Origin of the sequence: Bifidobacterium aquikefiri (assembly GCF_002259795.1) — a bacterium.
Taxonomy (GTDB): Bacteria; Actinomycetota; Actinomycetes; order Actinomycetales; family Bifidobacteriaceae; genus Bombiscardovia; species Bombiscardovia aquikefiri.
The window spans coordinates 492,269-509,766 of the sequence record NZ_MWXA01000005.1; the positions used below are offsets into that span (position 1 = coordinate 492,269).

Below are 17,498 nucleotides of genomic sequence, written 5' to 3' on the forward strand. Positions count from 1 at the left end.
ATTATTCACGTTGTTGTGTCTCTCGTTTGCCAACAAAATGTGTCATGGCATTGTTCGCGTGCATGACTTCAAGCAGACGGTCCGCTAACGAGACAGGCATGGCATTGAACACGGTGGCGAGCTCGCCAATCTTGGGGATGAACAGCCGTTCCTTGCCCTTTGCAATGGCATTGACAATCGAGTGGGCCACAGTTTCAGTGCTGAGCATGTGCATCGCCTGGCGGAGCAGACCAGCTTCCACGCCCGAAAACATGCCTGTGTCGATATAATAGGGGCAGACCAGCAACGTCTTGACTGAAGCGTGCTCATGCTTCAATTCCGCTCTCAGCGCATTGGTGAAGCCAACTGCTGCGCATTTGCTTGCTGAATAATCCGTTTGGCCTGCAACGGAAACGAAACCCGCGATTGAGGCGACATTGACAATATATGCTCTGCGATGCTTCTCAAGTTCGTTGAGGAAAGCCTTCGTCACCCAGAACATCGCCATGCCATTGACACCAAAGGTCTGACGAACGCTTCTATCATCCAGTTCCTTGAAGGGTTTGCCGCTGATGATGCCTGCGTTATTGATCACCACATTGACCCCACCCAATGCGGCGATTGTTCGCTTCGCTGTGCGGTTCACCGCAGGAGCCTGAGAAACATCGACTCTGAAAGGGAATGCTATCGGATGATTCGCCGTGCCATATTGCTCATTGAGCTTATCGGCTACTTCCTGAATGTTGGTCTTGTGCCATCCCCATAGGGCGACTCTGCCACCCTCGGCCGCAATCTCCTCTGCCATGCACCGTCCGATGCCGGAACCAGCTCCGGTGATGACGACACGAGCACCGACAAAACGACGGTCAGAGCGACGTCCCCGCGCTACGACATTCCTTTGTCTGTCAAACTTTTCACCGAGTGCCATCGAGTTGAGAAGCCTTCTTGAACACGCTTCAAACGAATCGGCATGTTGCTGCCCAAGGCCTTGAACCATCCCGTTCAAGGCACTGCCGATGCTTTCCACAAACGATTTTGCTTCAATCATGCCCCCATGCTAGTTGAAGCAGTCGATGATCGTGTGAATTACGGCAGAAAATAGACCCTCACGGGCATAATGACAGCATGAGCGATATCACTCACCATCTTCCCCTTTTGAAAGCAGCTCAGATCGTGAACAATCATGCACTTGGTTCTCCATTAGGCACACAGCGTACAAAAATTCTCATGCTCGGTTCAGGCGAGCTGGGCAAGGAGATTGCAATCGAACTCATGCGCCTGGGAGCTTGGGTATGTGCCGCGGACAGCTATGAGGGAGCACCTGCAGCTCAAATTGCACATGAGGCGCGTGTGCTTGACATGGCCAATCCCGATCAGCTCGATGCACTCATTGACGAGATTCAGCCCGATATCATCATTCCAGAGGTGGAGGCCATCGCCACGCAGGAACTACGCAAGGCCGTCGACGCGGGAATTCAGGTCACGCCGAGCTCACAGATTGCGGCAATCTGTATGGATCGTGAGCGACTTCGCGTTCTGGCGCATGAAACATTGGGATTGCCAACGACTCCCTACCGTTTCGCCGGCAGTCTTGACGAACTGGTCGCTGGAGCGCAGGCCGTTGGATTCCCCTGCGTTATCAAACCAATTATGAGCTCCTCGGGACATGGGCAGTCGGTTGCGCATACCCCTGATGATTTAGAATCCTCATGGACTGAGGCTCAGCATGGTCGTCGCGCAGCCGATGATGACGAGGTTTCGCGTGTCATTGTCGAAGCATTTGCACCCTTGGAATCAGAACTTACAGTACTTACCGTCAGCTCTTCGGCTGGAGTCGTAACGTGTCAGGCGATAGGCCAGCGTCAGGAAGATGGCGATTATCGTGAATCATGGCAACCAGTAGGCCTTGATCAGGAAGTGCTCGATAGGGCACATGACTTGGCTGTCCAAATAGTGGATGGTTTGGTGGACATCTCACATCAGCACAATGAACCAGGATGGGGAGTGTTCGGCGTTGAACTGTTCGTTCTCAAGGATGGATCCTTGTTGTTCAACGAAGTCTCCCCACGTCCACACGATACTGGCATGGTCACGATTATGTCACAGCGTTTGAGTGAATTTGCGCTTCATGCCCGTGCCGTACTGGGCATCCCCGTATCTCAATCCGACACTCGACTCACCATCCCAGAAGGCACAACTGCAGCGAGCCGTGCAATTGTGGTTCACGGCAACGCAGAAGTCGTGTTTTCCGGAGTTGAGCATGCCCTTTCGACTGAAGACACTGATCTGAGACTTTTCGGCAAACCCAACGTGCATGGTCATAGAAGAATGGGCGTAGCACTTTCCACCGCTCCCACGGTTGCCGAAGCGAGGGAAAAGACACAGAACATCCTCGAAAGCCTCCACATCACCCTGCTTTGAAAGGAATGATGAGCATCAAGAACATATCAATTGTTCATTGTGAACTTCTCGAAGTATAAGCGCCCAAAAACGAAGAAATTTCGATGAAATTCAGCTGTTTTTTTCGTTCTGTACTTCGAGAAGTTCACAATGAAAGAAAGAATTTATGTCACCTTCTTGTAGCACGTCATTGATAGTCTTTGCTTTGTTCATTCACCATTCATGTACTCCGAATATCCGATCACGCAGCATCAGAAAGGCTAGCAATGGAGAAAAGGGAGTTGCTTTACGAAGGTAAAGCCAAGAAACTATATGCAACCGAGGACCCAGATATTCTGTGGGTTGAATATATGAATCAGGCAACGGCCGGTAACGGAGCCAAAAAGGAACAGATCGCCGGTAAAGGCCAGCTGAACAATACCATCACGTCGCTGATTTTCAAGCTCCTGCGGAAAAAAGGCATCGCAAGCCATTTTGTAAAACGTTTGTCGAACACCGATCAGCTTGTGCGCAAGATGTCCATGTTCCCCCTCGAAATCGTTATGCGTAATGTCGCTGCCGGCTCCTTCGCCAAGCGTTACGGCATCAAGGAGGGCACGGAGCTCTCCACTCCAGTGCTTGAATTCTTCTATAAAAGTGATCCGCTGAATGATCCGTTCATCAACAACGACGACATCCTCTCCCTTCAGCTTGCAAATTGGGAACAGTTGGAAATCATTTCTGCCAAGGCCCGAGAAATCAATCAGGCGCTGCGCTCCATGTTCACGGCCATTGACGTAAAGCTCGTTGACTTCAAGATTGAAATGGGAACGACCAGTGACGGCATGATTCTTCTTGCCGATGAGATCACTCCCGATACCTGCCGCCTGTGGGACACGAGAAATGCTGGAGTTGCCAACGAAAAGTCAGAAGGCGTTTCAATTGAGCATCTCGACAAAGACATCTTCCGCAGAGACTTGGGAAGCATCATTCCTGCATACGAAGAGATTCTCGATAGACTCACAACACTTGATGAGTCGCAAAGTCAATCTGACATTGCAGAAGACTGATTCAAAACCATGCATTGAATATGTGAGGGAGCGGTGAGGCTGCATTACGGTGCTTCACCGTTCCTACTTGTTTGGAAGCAATTCTTCATCACACATTATTAACCACTGAACAATAGCTGTAGGAATAACTTCCGTGGCTCTGCCCGGAATGGTCATGAGAGGAATTTACCTTGGTCTTTCGCGTGTATGTCGAAAAAAGTTCGGGGTTCGATGTTGAGGCTCAGCATCTTGCACATGAGTTGACATCCATTTTGGGTATTTCTGGATTGCGCAGTCTGCGCGTCATCAATCGGTACGATGTTGAGGGAATCTCCAGGAAACTATTTGATACCTGCGTACCAACAGTATTCAGTGAGCCACAGAGCGACACCGTCACCTATGAACTGCCTGTGCTGCCAATCTCCACAACCTTTGCGGTTGAATACCTTCCCGGTCAGTTCGATCAACGCGCGGAGTCCGCCAGCGAATGCATCCAGCTGATCAGTCAGGGCGAGCGACCAACAGTTCGTCCGGCAACCATCTACGCTCTCGATGGCGATCTGACAGCCTCTGACATCGAAGCAGTAAAATCATATGTCATCAACCCGGTCGAGGCTCGTGAAGCATCGCTGGCGGAACGTGATTCCTTAGATCTGCATCTTGCTCAGCCATCGAAGGTCGAGATCCTCGCTGGATTCAGAGAGCTCGACGAGGCTGGTCTGCTCGATATGATCGCCAATCGCGATCTGGCCATGGATGTGGACGATCTTGCGTTCTGCCAAGACTATTTCCGCGAGGAAAAGCGCGACCCGAGCATCACCGAGATCAAGGTTATCGATACCTATTGGTCCGACCATTGCCGTCATACGACATTCGGCACTGAGCTCAAGTCCGTCACCATCGACGATGCAACAGTACAGGCGGCATTCAAGCGTTATCAGTCGATGAGGCACGAACTTGGCCGCGACGAGAAGCCGCGCTGCCTGATGGATATGGCGACGATTGGTGCCAAATATCTCAAATCCAAGGGAATCCTCAAGAATCTTGACGAATCCGAAGAAATCAATGCCTGCACTGTCAAGACCAAGGTCGATGTTGACGGTGAACAGCAGGATTGGCTCTTCCTCTTCAAGAACGAAACTCACAATCATCCAACGGAAATAGAACCATTCGGTGGCGCGGCAACCTGCATCGGCGGAGCGATCCGTGACCCGCTTTCCGGTAGAAGCTATGTGTATCAGGCGATGCGGCTCACCGGTGCCGCTGATCCGCGGACACCAGTGAGCCAAACGTTGCAGGGTAAGCTTCCCCAACGCAAGATCGTTACGACCGCCGCTGAAGGATATTCGTCCTATGGCAACCAGATTGGACTGGCAACCGGTCAGGTCCACGAAATCTACCATCCAGGTTATGTCGCCAAGCGCATGGAGGTCGGTGCCGTGGTGGGTGCCACTCCTGCGAACCATGTTCGCCGCGAAACCCCGACTCCTGGTGACAGCATCATTTTGCTCGGCGGTCGAACAGGACGCGATGGCATAGGCGGGGCCACGGGCGCTTCCAAGTCTCAAAATGCCGAAAGCCTTGAGGATTGTGGCGCAGAGGTGCAGAAGGGAAACCCCATCGTTGAGCGCAAACTGCAACGGCTGTTCCGTCGAGGAGACGCGGCCAAACTGATCAAGCGTTGCAACGATTTCGGTGCCGGTGGTGTCTCCGTTGCCACCGGAGAGCTGGCTGACGGCTTGTTGATTAACCTCGATGCCGTCAAGAAGAAATATGAGGGATTAAATGGCACGGAACTCGCCATTTCCGAAAGCCAGGAACGTATGGCCGTGGCCCTTGACTCCAATGACGTCGACGAATTCATGGGATATGTCCGTGAAGAGAATCTGGAGGCAACCGTCGTTGCACAGGTGACCGAAGAGAAGCGCCTTCGTATGGTGTGGAAAGGCGATACCATCGTTGATATCAGTCGCAAATTCCTCGCCTCAAACGGTGCGCCCAAACAGGCCGACGTGCACGTCGAACATCCATCGGAGTATCAGACTGCGTGGAATGGCAGGAATCTGGAGGAGCGTCTGCACGCACTTGTCACCGATCTGAATGTGTGCTCGAACAATGGTCTTTCCGAACGCTTTGACAGCACTATCGGTGCCTCGACTGTACTGATGCCTTTTGGTGGTCGCAGGCAGCTCACCACCAGTATGGCAATGGTTGCAAAATTCCCAGTAGCCGGCGAAACAACGACAGTCAGTGGCATGGCTTGGGGCTTTAACCCATATATCACCGAGAAGAATCAATACACCGGCGCATATCTGGCAGTGATTGAAAGCGTTGCAAAGCTGGTTGCGGCGGGATTCCACAAGCAAGACATGTATCTTTCGCTTCAGGAATATTTCGAGAAGCTCGGGAGTTCTCCCGAACGGTGGGGCAAACCATTCGCCAGCGTGTTGGGAGCGTTGAGCGCTCAGATCGATCTGGGGGTCGGAGCAATCGGCGGCAAGGATTCCATGAGCGGCAGCTTTGAAAAGCTTGATGTTCCTCCAACACTGATCAGCTTCGCCGTTGCAGTCGGTACACTCTCTCATATCATGTCCCCTGAATTCAAGAAGGCCGGAAGTCGACTGATCCGCGTGACACCACGTTACCTGCCAGATAACATGACTCCCGAGATCAAGGGTCTGACCGATTCCATCGCCATCGTCGAGAAACTGATTGATGAAGGCAAGACCCTTGCAGTGTCAACCCCAGGATATGGCTGCACGGCGGCGATGCTCTTTGACATGACGCTTGGCAATCATATCGGTCTGCACTTGAATGACAATATTCAGTCGGATTCTCTCTTCCTGCCTGCATATGGCAGCTTCATCATCGAGCTTCCCGATGATACGGATATCCCTGAATCCACAGGCATGGCTGTTGTACAAGAGATTGGTGCAACCACCGAGGAATATCAGTTCGCTATGGATAATGAAAGCGTTGACCTTTCAAGACTTCAAGAAGATTGGGAACATCAGCTTGAAGGTGTTTTCCCATACCGCAGCAACAAATCAGCCGAGGAGCTTAAGGTCAAGGCGATCAGTTTCACCAATCCTGCTGCTCGTAATGATGCACATGCAGCTCGTTCGCGCTCCAAGGTTCAGCACACCGCCAATCCTCGCGTCATCATTCCGGTGTTTCCCGGAACCAATTGCGAGTTTGACACCATTCGAGCATTCGAACGAGCAGGAGCAAAAGCATCCACTCTGGTAATTCGCAATCTCACACCAAGCGATGTTATGCAAAGCACTCAGGCGCTTGAGGATGCCATACATAACAGTCAAATCATAATGCTTCCCGGAGGCTTCTCGGGTGGCGATGAACCTGATGGATCGGCTAAGTTCATCGCGGACTTCTTCCGCTCCCCTGCCATCACCGAAGCCGTTCGTGATCTCCTCAACAACAGAGATGGCCTGATCCTCGGCATTTGCAATGGTTTCCAAGCATTGGTAAAACTCGGACTGGTGCCATATGGCGACATTGTGCCCATGACGAAGGCAAGCCCAACCTTGACTTACAACGCCATTGGCCGTCATCAGAGCAAACTCATTCATACACGCATCAGTTCAACGCTGTCTCCTTGGCTGAGTCGCTCAGAGGTAGGAGATACTCATACCATTGCCATTTCCCATGGAGATGGACGCTTTGTTGCAGGCACTGACATGCTGCATCGTTTGGCTGGTAACGGTCAGATTGCAACACAGTATGTTGACGCCGTTGGTGTTCCTTCCATGGATCTGGACGTGAACCCAAACGGATCAGTCATGTCCATCGAGGGCATCACGAGTCCTGATGGTCGCATCCTCGGCAAGATGGCTCATACCGAGCGTTCAGGAAACGGTTTGTACCAGAACGTTCCCGGTGCAGACGTTCGTCAGCCTCTTATCGAGGGCGGAGTTGACTATTTCAGGGCATGATCGATTGGGATTGCGAGTTTTGTTGCCTTTTTTCGGAACATGGCTTCAAAAATGGCGCAATTCCGTCGGAAAAACGAGTCCGTGGCGCGAGTTTTTCAAAAAAAGGCCACAGAAGTCATCGTCTCGAGTCCCAAAAGCTTGTAACACGCTGTTGGTATCGTTGGTAAGGAAGCAAATTCCTTCTATTCCCTCATTTTTTGGAAGGAGCTGGTGTCATGTCTGCTGAGCTTGAAGGCTTGCATGAAGAATGTGGTGTATTTGGTGTCTGGGGCCATCCAGATGCAGCTCGACTTACATATTTTGGTCTACACGCTCTGCAACACCGGGGTCAGGAAGGTGCAGGAATCGTATCGAATGACGATGGCAAGCTGGTCGGCCATCGAGGTCTTGGACTACTCACCCAGGTATTCTCGGATGAGGCTGAAATAACAAGACTCAAAGGTTCCAAGACCATAGGTCACGTGCGCTATGCAACTGCCGGTTCTGGCTCGATCGACAACATACAGCCATTTATCTTCCGCTTTCATGACGGTGATGTCGCTCTGTGCCACAACGGCAATCTCACCAACTGCACAACATTGAAGCAGACCTTGGAGAGTGAAGGCGCAATCTTCCACTCCAACTCTGATACTGAGATTCTGATGCACCTCATCCGTCGTGCACCAGGCAAGAACTTCATTGACCAGCTCAAGGTGGCATTGAATCAGGTTCATGGCGGTTTCGCCTACCTTCTGATGACGGAAAACAGCATAATCGGTGCCCTTGACCCCAACGGGTTCCGTCCACTCTCGCTCGGTCGCATGAAGAATGGCGCTTACATACTGGCATCGGAAACCTGCGCACTCGATATCGTCGGCGCGGAACTCGTCCGCGACATCCGCCCCGGTGAAATCGTTATCGTTGACGATTCAGGCTATCACATTGAGAAATATACGGAAAACACCCAGCTTGCCATCTGCTCGATGGAATTCATCTATTTTGCACGCCCAGATTCCAACATCTATGGCATCAACGTGCATTCTGCACGTAAGCGCATGGGCGCACGTCTGGCAGAGGAGGATCCGGTCGATGCCGACATGGTCATCGGCGTTCCCAACTCCTCGCTTTCAGCAGCATCCGGCTATGCAGAGAAGAGCGGCATCCCTAATGAGATGGGTCTGATCAAGAATCAGTATGTTGCACGTACCTTCATTCAGCCGACGCAGGAACTGCGCGAACAGGGTGTGCGCATGAAGCTCGCCGCAGTGCGCGGTGTCGTAGCGGGCAAACGCGTCATCGTGATTGACGACAGCATCGTTCGTGGCACAACATCACGTCGAATCGTGCAGCTGCTCAGAGAGGCAAGTGCCACCGAGGTTCATATGCGCATCGCCTCGCCACCACTCAAATACCCTTGCTATTACGGCATTGACATCCAACGCAGTTCGGAACTGATCGCCGCGAAGAAATCCGTTGAAGAGATCCGCGAATATATTGGTGCGGACTCACTCAAGTTCCTCAGCGTCAAAGGTCTTGTCGACTGCATTGGCATGCATGACCCGGCACCATACGGCGGTCTATGCGTGGCATATTTCAACGGTGACTATCCGACCAGACTCGATGACTATGAGGATGATTTTCTTGCTGCACTGACACCGGAAGATCGCAGACGCATCACACATTTCGCCAAGAGCAACAGCCACTATACAGATAATGAATTTGCGAGAAGCTATGCCACTGCATAGCTTCTCGCGGCTATGGCTGTAATCGAGCAATCCAGACACAATTGTTGCAGCAATAACAACATACAACTCAATCAATAGTTATTACCGAACCGATAGGAGACACACGTCATGCCCACAGCATATGAGAATGCAGGGGTCAGCGTCGAAGCTGGATACGAAGTCGTTGAACGGATCCAACAACATGTTGCCCGCACAGCGCGCAAGGGCGCGGGTGGCATCGGCGGTTTTGGCGGAACCTTCGATCTTTCGGCTCTGGGATACAGCCAACCAGTGCTCGTTTCAGGCACCGATGGTGTTGGCACCAAGCTCATGGTTGCCAAGGCAGCGCACAAGCATGACAGCATAGGCATCGATTGCGTTGCCATGTGCGTCAACGACATCGTTGCACAAGGCGCAGAACCCCTGTTCTTCCTTGACTACATCGCATGTGGCAAGAACGATCCAGAGCTTTTGGAACAGGTCGTCAAAGGTGTCGCAGACGGATGCATGCAGGCTGGAGCGGCACTTGTTGGTGGCGAAACCGCCGAAATGCCAGACATGTACGATGCCGACGAATACGATCTCGCTGGTTTTACGGTCGGTGTCGTCGAAAAGGACAAACTCATTGACGGAAGTGCGATCGAGCAGGGCGATGTCATCATCGGACTGCCGTCATCGGGCGTTCATTCCAATGGCTTCTCACTGATTCGCAAGGCATTGTTCAAGGATGGTGGCCTCGATGTCAATTCCAGGCTCGAAGAGCTCGGCGACGAGACTCTTGGCGAGGAATTGCTCAAACCTACCAAGATCTATGCGAAGGCTCTCAAGCCACTGTTCGCAAGTGACGTTCTGCACGGTGTCGCACACATCACGGGCGGATCATTCGTAGAAAAGGTGCCACGCATCATTCCCGAAGGTCTTGCAGCCGCGTTCGATATCGACAGCTGGGACGTTCCTCCTATCTTCAAAATTCTTCAGCAATACGGACATGTCGATGATCTTGAAATGTATAACATCTTCAACATGGGTATCGGCATGGTGCTCATGGTTGCGCCAGGATCTGTGGCGGAAGTCGTCAGGCTGCTTGACGCAGAGAACGAACCACACTATATCGTCGGACGAATCGTCAAGGACAATGGAGCAAGAGTCGAATTGCGTCACGGCATCTGATCGAATCATGCCGTGGTGAGTGTCTGAATCTGATTGCTTGGACACTCACCACGGCACACGGCAGATGCAACGTATATTGGCCGACACGAACAGGCCGTTTCGATGCCATAACTGCGCGGAAATACCGCGGGAAGGAACATCATGGGACAGAAAGTGTTGATTATCGGTTCGGGCGCACGCGAGCATGTGGTTGCCCAGACGCTGCTCAAGGGCGAGAGCGTGGATGAAGTCGTGTGCGCTCCAGGCAACCCCGGAATGGAACGTGACGGCATTCGTACCACGCAGCTCTCCCCCAGCAATCAAGCAGCACTCATCGAATTCGTCAATGACAATGATATCGACTGGGTGTTCATAGGGCCAGAGGTTCCTCTGATCGAAGGCATCGTCGACGATTTCGAATCCGCCGGCATCAAGGCATTCGGACCGAACAAGGCAGCTGCACAGATCGAGGGTTCCAAAGATTATGCCAAGCAGCTGATGGCGCGTCACAGCATTCCCACGGCACAATACGAGACATTCGATGATTTGGAACGCGCCAGCATGTATGTTGCGGAACACGGTACTCCAATCGTCATCAAGGCTGATGGCCTGGCTGCAGGCAAAGGCGTGACAGTCGCCACTACTGAGACGCAAGCGCAGGAAGCGTTGAAGGAAATCTTTCTGGACCATCGCTTTGGCGCTGCAGGCACCAAGGTCGTTGTCGAGGATTTCCTCGAAGGACAGGAATTCTCACTGATGAGCTTCGTGCGTGGCACCGAGTTCTGGCCGATGCCCATCTCTCAGGATCATAAACGTGCCTATGATGGTGACAAGGGTCCAAACACCGGAGGTATGGGTGCCTATAGTCCCGTGCCGCAAATCAGCAAGGAAAGTGTCAGGACCGCCATCGATACGATCATCAAACCGACAGTGGAGGCCATGGTCGATGAAGGTGTGCCGTTCCAAGGCATTCTCTATGCGGGATTGATCGACACGGCGCAGGGCCCCAAGGTCATTGAGTTCAATGCCCGATTCGGCGATCCCGAGACGGAAGTCGTGCTGCCAAGACTCACCTCGGATTTTGGTGATGCCATGTCTGCGCTTCTTCACGGCGACAAGCCCAGCTTCACTTGGGACAACGACTCGACGACCATTGGCGTGATACTCGCTTCAGATGGTTATCCTGAGGATGTAGTTACCGGTGCGCCCGTGCCGGATATTGATGCTGACGAGAATACGCACGTATATTACGCAGGAGTCTCGGGCGATGCAGACGGCAAGGGCAAGCTCGTCGCTTCCTCCGGTCGCGTGCTTTTGGTCGAAACAACGGGCACAGATATCGCAGATGCGCAGAAGAACGTCTATGCCACGCTCGATGCCATCGATACGCCCGGTCTGTTCTATCGTCATGATATCGGCAGTAAGGCACTTGACGCATAGTTTCACCTCTGCCGAAGGCACTCTGCCAGCATTGGTCAATGGGTAGTACAATAACCGATGTGATTCAGGCAGGAACGCAAAAGACCAGGCACGGGTTTGATTTTCAGCACTTTTTGGTGGCTGTCCTTGCCATTGCCATGTTCATTCTGGCTGCTCCCCTGCTTGACTCTACTGGAATCCCCGTTTCTTCCATTCTCTCGGGAGCTATCGGTCTGCTGCTACAAGCTTTCCCTTTTCTGCTCATTGGCATTCTCGTGTCGTCCGGCATCGAGACTTTCATCACCAAGGACTTCATCAATCAGCATTTTCCGCGTTCAGCAGCCGGTGGCATGTTCGTCGCTCTGTTCCTAGGCCTATGCACTCCTGTGTGTGACTGTGCGACGGTTCCGGTCTTCGCCCGCATGATTCACAAGGGCATTCCGCTGCCGTCAGCGGTGGTGTTTCTCTGTGCTGCGCCAATCATCAATCCTGTGGTCATCTGGTCAACCTGGTTTGCATTTCCCGACAAGCCGTATATGACACTGCTGCGCTTTATCTTTGGCATCATCGTTTCGCTGATTATTGGGTTAAGCTTTGTGATCTTGCCGCATACGCTTTCCGTTCTCAGGCCGCTGAACGGTGCACCTGCAGTTCGGATGCGTGGTATGGATATGCCTGCGTCATCACAATCACAAGAACGGGGCGAGAATTCCTCGGGCATAGGCGCACTGGAACGCCTGAAAGCCTTTATGCAGCATGCCTACCACGATATGTTCCAGATTGTTCCCTACATGCTGATGGGCATTATGCTCGCATCATGCATACAGGTCCTTGGCGGGTCAAATGTCCCAGGTTGGCTGCAGAACCGTGGATCGATCATTGCCATCTCCTTCATGATGGCGCTTGCGTTTGTAAGCTCTCTGTGCTCATCTTCCGATGCGGTTATCGCGCGGGGCTTTGGCACCATGTTTCCGGTTCCTGCTGTGCTGGGATTTCTGGTTTTCGGCCCCATACTTGATATCAAGAACTTATTGATGCTCAGGGCATTGTTCACCAAACGATTTGTGCTGCGTCTGACACTCACCACGATTGTCGTATGTTTCACCGCAATGGTGATTCTTGCAGGAATCATGAGGCTATAGACCGTGAATACTCAACAATGTGACAAGGCCAACAGCATCGACATCATCCAAGGGGTGCTTTTCCTGCTGCTTGCCACAGCCATTGCTGGCTTCATTGCCACCGGCCGCTACATCAACTATGTCACTCCGAGAACCGTGCCTTATGCGGTCATTGCAGCCATTGTATTCGTTGCATTCGCAGTCGCATCGTGCTGTGGCATCTTTCACTCGAATATGAAGGCACTGGAGAAAATCGTCATCGTATTGGTGATTCCGATACTGCTGCTGGTTCTGCCCGTTCAATCAAGCTCGGCGAGTGGTGCAGGGCTCAATCGTGCCATAGCAATCAATGATGCTGCATCTGCCCGACTCAGCGGACTGAATGAGGCGAAGAAGACGATAACCATCAGCGATGACGAATTCGGTGCCTGGTATGACCGCATCGACCGAAATGCAAGCGAATATATGGGCTACACGATTATCCTCAACGGCACGGTATCCAAGGATTCATCCGTGGGGAGGAATCAGTTCACGGCATCGCGCATGCTCATGACCTGTTGCGTTCTCGACATGACCGCGTTTGGTTTTGTGGTGAACGCAAAGGCTTCAACCATGCCGAAGGAAAATGCCTGGGTCACTGTCTCCGGCACACTGTCCAAGGGCACCATAGGTACATCCTCACACCACTATCAGGGCTTGCTACTGAGCAATGCAACGATTATCACAACCAGCGAATCGGGAACGGGATATTTCTACCATCAATAGAGCTTGACCATCGGACTTGACCGTTGACGGGACAAGCGTGTAAAGAAGATGCACCAACCATTACTTCCCGGAAGTGGTGTTGGCTGTCGACTTGGATTCGGATGGAGAAGCTGAGGGTGTCGTGGCTGCATTAGCTTGTTTCTTGGCAGCTGACTTTTCTTCAGCAAGCTTCTTGGCTGCGGCCTGCGCGGCATCGGACTTTGCCGTGGGTGTTGTCATGAAGTCAGTATCCTTGAGATAGTGCTTGCCGGCGGTGATGTCATATTGAATCAGCTTGTAATCACGTATGAGCTGCTTCGTCTTGGCGTCAAAGCTACGAGCATCCATCGGATTGCCTGAACTATCAAGATATATGGTTTGACCCGCAGGAATACGATCCCAGCCTTGAATCTGATTCACGACCGGAGGCTCCATCGCAGAGATCTTGGAGTGCATGGCAGTAAGGAACGCGGTATACGGAGAAACCTTGGCATTCATGTATTCGGCGGATTGGGCACTGAAGAAATTCGGAGAGGTGTAGCTGCTATTGGGAATCTTATTGTTATAGGTCTTTGAAGCCCTGTTCGACCAGATAAAGTAATCGGTCTCATGCAACGCCACGGCGTTGCTGGAGTCGGCACCTGCCGTCGTGTAGATTCCTGGAAGATGATCGCCATAGAAGACGACGGTTACCGGTTTGCTCAACGTGTTCAGAGAGTCCAACAACTCTTGCGTCGATGAATCGGTGTAGCTCATACCCTTGGCATACGTGTCTATCGCCAGGGCCTCATCACTTCCCAAAGGCTGCGAACCCGAGGAAGCTGCAACCTGGAATTGATTGTTTGTATACCAATTGTTATATGGCATATGATTTTGCATCGTCACAATCTGCACGAACTGGTTGCTCTTCGTTGCCTGCATTTCTTCCAAAGCGCTCTTGTATGCGGATTCGTCACTCACATACGGACTGCTGTCAAGCTTGTTCTGATACTTGATGATGTCAGGCTTCTCAAGAGTGTAGAAATTCGAAAATCCAAACTTCTTGTACACCGTCGAACGAGAATACATCGAGGACTCATATGGGTGGAAGGCCACTGCATTCTTGGAACTCCAGTTCTGATTGACTGAAGGAGTCCACGAAAGCGATGGAACGAGCTGCTGGTATGGGCTGGTCAGTGAAGAGTCGAAATTCGCCATGCTCAGGCCAGTCAATGCCTGGAATTCAAGGTTGGCAGTACCGCCACCATAACCGCTGGAAAGCATTAGACCGCTGGTGGTCTTCTGTTTGATGGCTCGAATCTTCGGCATGGGATCCTGATTGATGCTCAATCCCGGAACTCGAGTTGGATCGGAGAACGATTCGGAAAGAATATAGATGACGGAACTATCGTTCTCATAATTCTTGCGCGTTGCGTTGATGCTGCTAGCCTCGGCCTCATAACGCTTCGCGATGCGTTTCATGGTCGCTTGACTATAGCCGCTAGGCTCATCCATGACCTTGGGGTTCAACTGACGCAGGAAGGCGACCATGGTTCCGTTGCGCTGGGCATCGTAGACCGAATCCCACATCGAGGGGATGTCGCCCATGAACTTCGACGTTGTATTCGCCCAGGTGCCGACGGTTCCAACCGCAATCGAGAACAGGGTAAAGACCAATCCGGTCACAAGAATGCCGGCAACTCTGAAAGAGGCATTCAATGCCTTCCTCTGCCCATCGAAGATCCGCCCACGACGCAGATCCATATGGTTGATGAAGATGCAGAGGGCGACGAGCACAAGGAGTGCAATAACCGCCCAGAGAATGGTCCATTGCGATCCAGCGGGGAGGAAGGTCGCAACGGTTCCGGCATCTGAATGAAGAAAATCCATATCGGATGGAAGCACCGTCTCATAGCGAGAGATGACTTTCATGTGCTCAATGATTCCCATGACCGTGCAGATGATGATGAAGATTGGAGAAGCTATCCAGAATCGGTTGGTCAGAAACAGCAATATGCCATATATCAGTCCAAGAACGATCAGATTCAATACGAAGACGAACCTCAAGTCGGTCCACATCGTTGAGATGAAGCCCCACAGACCAATCAGAGGACTCGAAAGAGCAACGCGTGAGCTCGAAATGGTTACTGCCCACTGCAAGATTGCAACGCCGACGATATCAATGATGAGGAAAAGAATCGCATATGTCCAGTTGGAGAATCGGGATGCTCCGAGTGAAATCTTTGGCCTTTGGCCATCACTCTTCGATGGCTGGGTGGAAGAGTGCTGTGAGGCTGCTGCTGCATGTTCCGTGGAAGCAGACTTACGAGAGGCGTGCATGGATTTCGACTTCATTGTTTTCTCAGCGTTTGAATGCTCTGCGTTTGAATTCTCCGATACATCGGAATTCGCTTGGTTATCGGTATGAGCATGTCCCCATTCAAAAAACTTAGGCATAATCGGTAATTCTCCCAAGCGTCCAAGACAACGAAACTTAAAGATTCCAGTGAATATGGCGGATGTGGTGGAAGTTTCGTCATTTCGCCCGCCAGTTTGAACTTTTTTATTCGAAACCCAGTACTCTCTGTTGATTGGAGACTTGAGGTCTTAAGAGAAGGGGGAAGAATGCAATGCTTCACGATATAGCGAAGATAAGGTTGTTGAGCGGCTGGTTCCCCAACACCGTGCTCTGGATAACCGTTGCAGGATTCGCAATCCTGTGCATCAGTCAGATTCTTTATTGTGGACGACGCCATGGCAGATTCACCGGTCTTCAGCGTCTACTCATGGAAATCGTTGCATCCGCAGCAAGCGCAGGCATCGGTTGGACTGCCACATGGTTGATCTCGGATGTATATGTTCTCTTCGGTGTCAGTCTTGGTTGGGACGTGATTCGCAATGTGGCCGTCGGATTTGCGATTCTTGCCTTTGCCATTGCCTCTTGCGTACTTTCACGAAACTGGCGACGCACGCTCGCCTGCATACTCATTCCGATTGCCTTGCTGAACACTGCCATACGAGTCAATGCGGCATACGGAGAATACACCATCGTCGGCAGCGTGCTGGGCTTGCCAACATATTCAGAATTGCAGCTGTCAAGGGTGCATAAGGCAACCATGAGCATGGCGCAATGGGAAGCACTTGCCGCTGCAGGAAAGGCTCCACAGCATCGCGATACCGGAAGTGACAGTTCATTTGCGATTCCCGCAACCGTTTCTCACTTCCGTTCCCGCGAGGCAGACATCTATCTTCCGCCTGCAGCCCTTGCAGCCACTCCCCCTAGGTTGCCGGTCATGATCATGCTCGGCGGGCAGCCGGGAAGTCCTGACCGCATGTTCACCGCCAGCGGCATATCGCATGTCATGAACGAATACGCGCAGTCACACGACGGGTTGGCACCGATTGTTGTATCTCCCGATCAGAACGGCTCCGCAGTGCACAATACCCTCTGCATCGATTCACCGGTATATGGCAATGCGGCAACATTCCTGACCAAGGATGTGACCTCGTGGATCAAGAAGCATCTGCCGGTGGAAACCACGGCGAAGTATTGGACGATTGGCGGGTTTTCGCAAGGCGGAACCTGCACGACGCAACTCGGGCCAAGAAACCCCAAGCTGTATGGTCATATGTTCCCGGTCGACGGCGAGATGCAGCCCACAAATGGCAGCGAGTCAAGCATGATTCGACGCTTCTATGGGGGGAGCAGGGCAGCATACGAAGCTCAGATTCCCGTCAACGCCATCACACAGCATGCACCATCGACGCAGACAATGTTTACGGTGGCCGGAGAGCAGGATCCAGAATCGGTGAATAATATGAAAGTCATTGGTGCTGCAGCACAGAAGGCGGGCATGAAGGTTCAGGCGGTGATCACCAAGGGATCTGGCCACGACTGGCATACTGTGAAGAGCGCCTTGGTACCTGGCATCTATTGGATATCTGCACAGATGGGTCTTGGCACAGACACCAAACCGATCAGCGAATACCCGAATCTTGTCGATGTCAAGCTCTGATGAAAGC

At 52.1% G+C, this 17,498-nt stretch carries 11 protein-coding genes; 9 read left to right on the forward strand and 2 right to left on the reverse strand.

Annotation, left to right across the window (positions count from 1 at the left end):
* Position 1 precedes the first annotated feature (1 nt).
* Positions 2–1,027: an SDR family NAD(P)-dependent oxidoreductase gene (locus tag BAQU_RS05980; protein WP_094693579.1), complete on the reverse strand. Its 1,026-nt coding sequence runs from the start codon at positions 1,025–1,027 to the stop codon at positions 2–4.
* 77 nt (positions 1,028–1,104) lie between these two features.
* Here BAQU_RS05980 and purT point away from each other — a divergent pair, with 77 nt between their 5' ends.
* From purT to BAQU_RS06020, 8 genes are all read left to right on the forward strand, one after another.
* Entirely contained in the window at positions 1,105–2,400 is a 1,296-nt protein-coding gene (gene purT / locus BAQU_RS05985) for a formate-dependent phosphoribosylglycinamide formyltransferase (protein ID WP_094693581.1), read from the forward strand.
* 245 nt (positions 2,401–2,645) lie between these two features.
* A complete protein-coding gene (gene purC / locus BAQU_RS05990) occupies positions 2,646–3,428 on the forward strand; it encodes a phosphoribosylaminoimidazolesuccinocarboxamide synthase (RefSeq protein ID WP_094693583.1) in 783 nt (260 codons plus the stop codon).
* A 170-nt stretch (positions 3,429–3,598) separates the two neighbouring features.
* Entirely contained in the window at positions 3,599–7,360 is a 3,762-nt protein-coding gene (locus BAQU_RS05995; protein ID WP_094693585.1) for a phosphoribosylformylglycinamidine synthase, read from the forward strand.
* 215 nt (positions 7,361–7,575) lie between these two features.
* Complete coding sequence (purF, locus tag BAQU_RS06000) at positions 7,576–9,084, forward strand: amidophosphoribosyltransferase (RefSeq protein WP_094693587.1); 1,509 nt, start codon at positions 7,576–7,578, stop codon at positions 9,082–9,084.
* A gap of 108 nt (positions 9,085–9,192) precedes the next feature.
* Positions 9,193–10,233, forward strand: coding sequence for a phosphoribosylformylglycinamidine cyclo-ligase (gene purM / locus BAQU_RS06005; RefSeq protein WP_094693589.1), 1,041 nt, complete (start codon positions 9,193–9,195; stop codon positions 10,231–10,233).
* Between the two features lie 141 nt (positions 10,234–10,374).
* Complete coding sequence (purD, locus tag BAQU_RS06010; protein ID WP_094693591.1) at positions 10,375–11,652, forward strand: phosphoribosylamine--glycine ligase; 1,278 nt, start codon at positions 10,375–10,377, stop codon at positions 11,650–11,652.
* 38 nt (positions 11,653–11,690) lie between these two features.
* Positions 11,691–12,773 (forward strand): permease, encoded by a 1,083-nt coding sequence (locus BAQU_RS06015; protein WP_094693593.1) that lies wholly within the window; start codon positions 11,691–11,693, stop codon positions 12,771–12,773.
* 3 nt (positions 12,774–12,776) lie between these two features.
* Positions 12,777–13,517 carry a TIGR03943 family putative permease subunit gene (locus tag BAQU_RS06020; RefSeq protein WP_094693595.1) on the forward strand — a complete coding sequence of 247 codons (741 nt, stop codon included), beginning with the start codon at positions 12,777–12,779 and terminating at the stop codon, positions 13,515–13,517.
* 60 nt (positions 13,518–13,577) lie between these two features.
* On the opposite strand, the gene BAQU_RS06025 is transcribed toward BAQU_RS06020, so the two are convergent.
* Complete coding sequence (locus BAQU_RS06025; RefSeq protein WP_244568448.1) at positions 13,578–15,932, reverse strand: LTA synthase family protein; 2,355 nt, start codon at positions 15,930–15,932, stop codon at positions 13,578–13,580.
* A 173-nt stretch (positions 15,933–16,105) separates the two neighbouring features.
* Between BAQU_RS06025 and BAQU_RS06030 the strand changes: the two genes are divergently transcribed.
* Positions 16,106–17,491: an alpha/beta hydrolase gene (locus BAQU_RS06030; RefSeq protein WP_094693597.1), complete on the forward strand. Its 1,386-nt coding sequence runs from the start codon at positions 16,106–16,108 to the stop codon at positions 17,489–17,491.
* Positions 17,492–17,498: the final 7 nt, after the last annotated feature.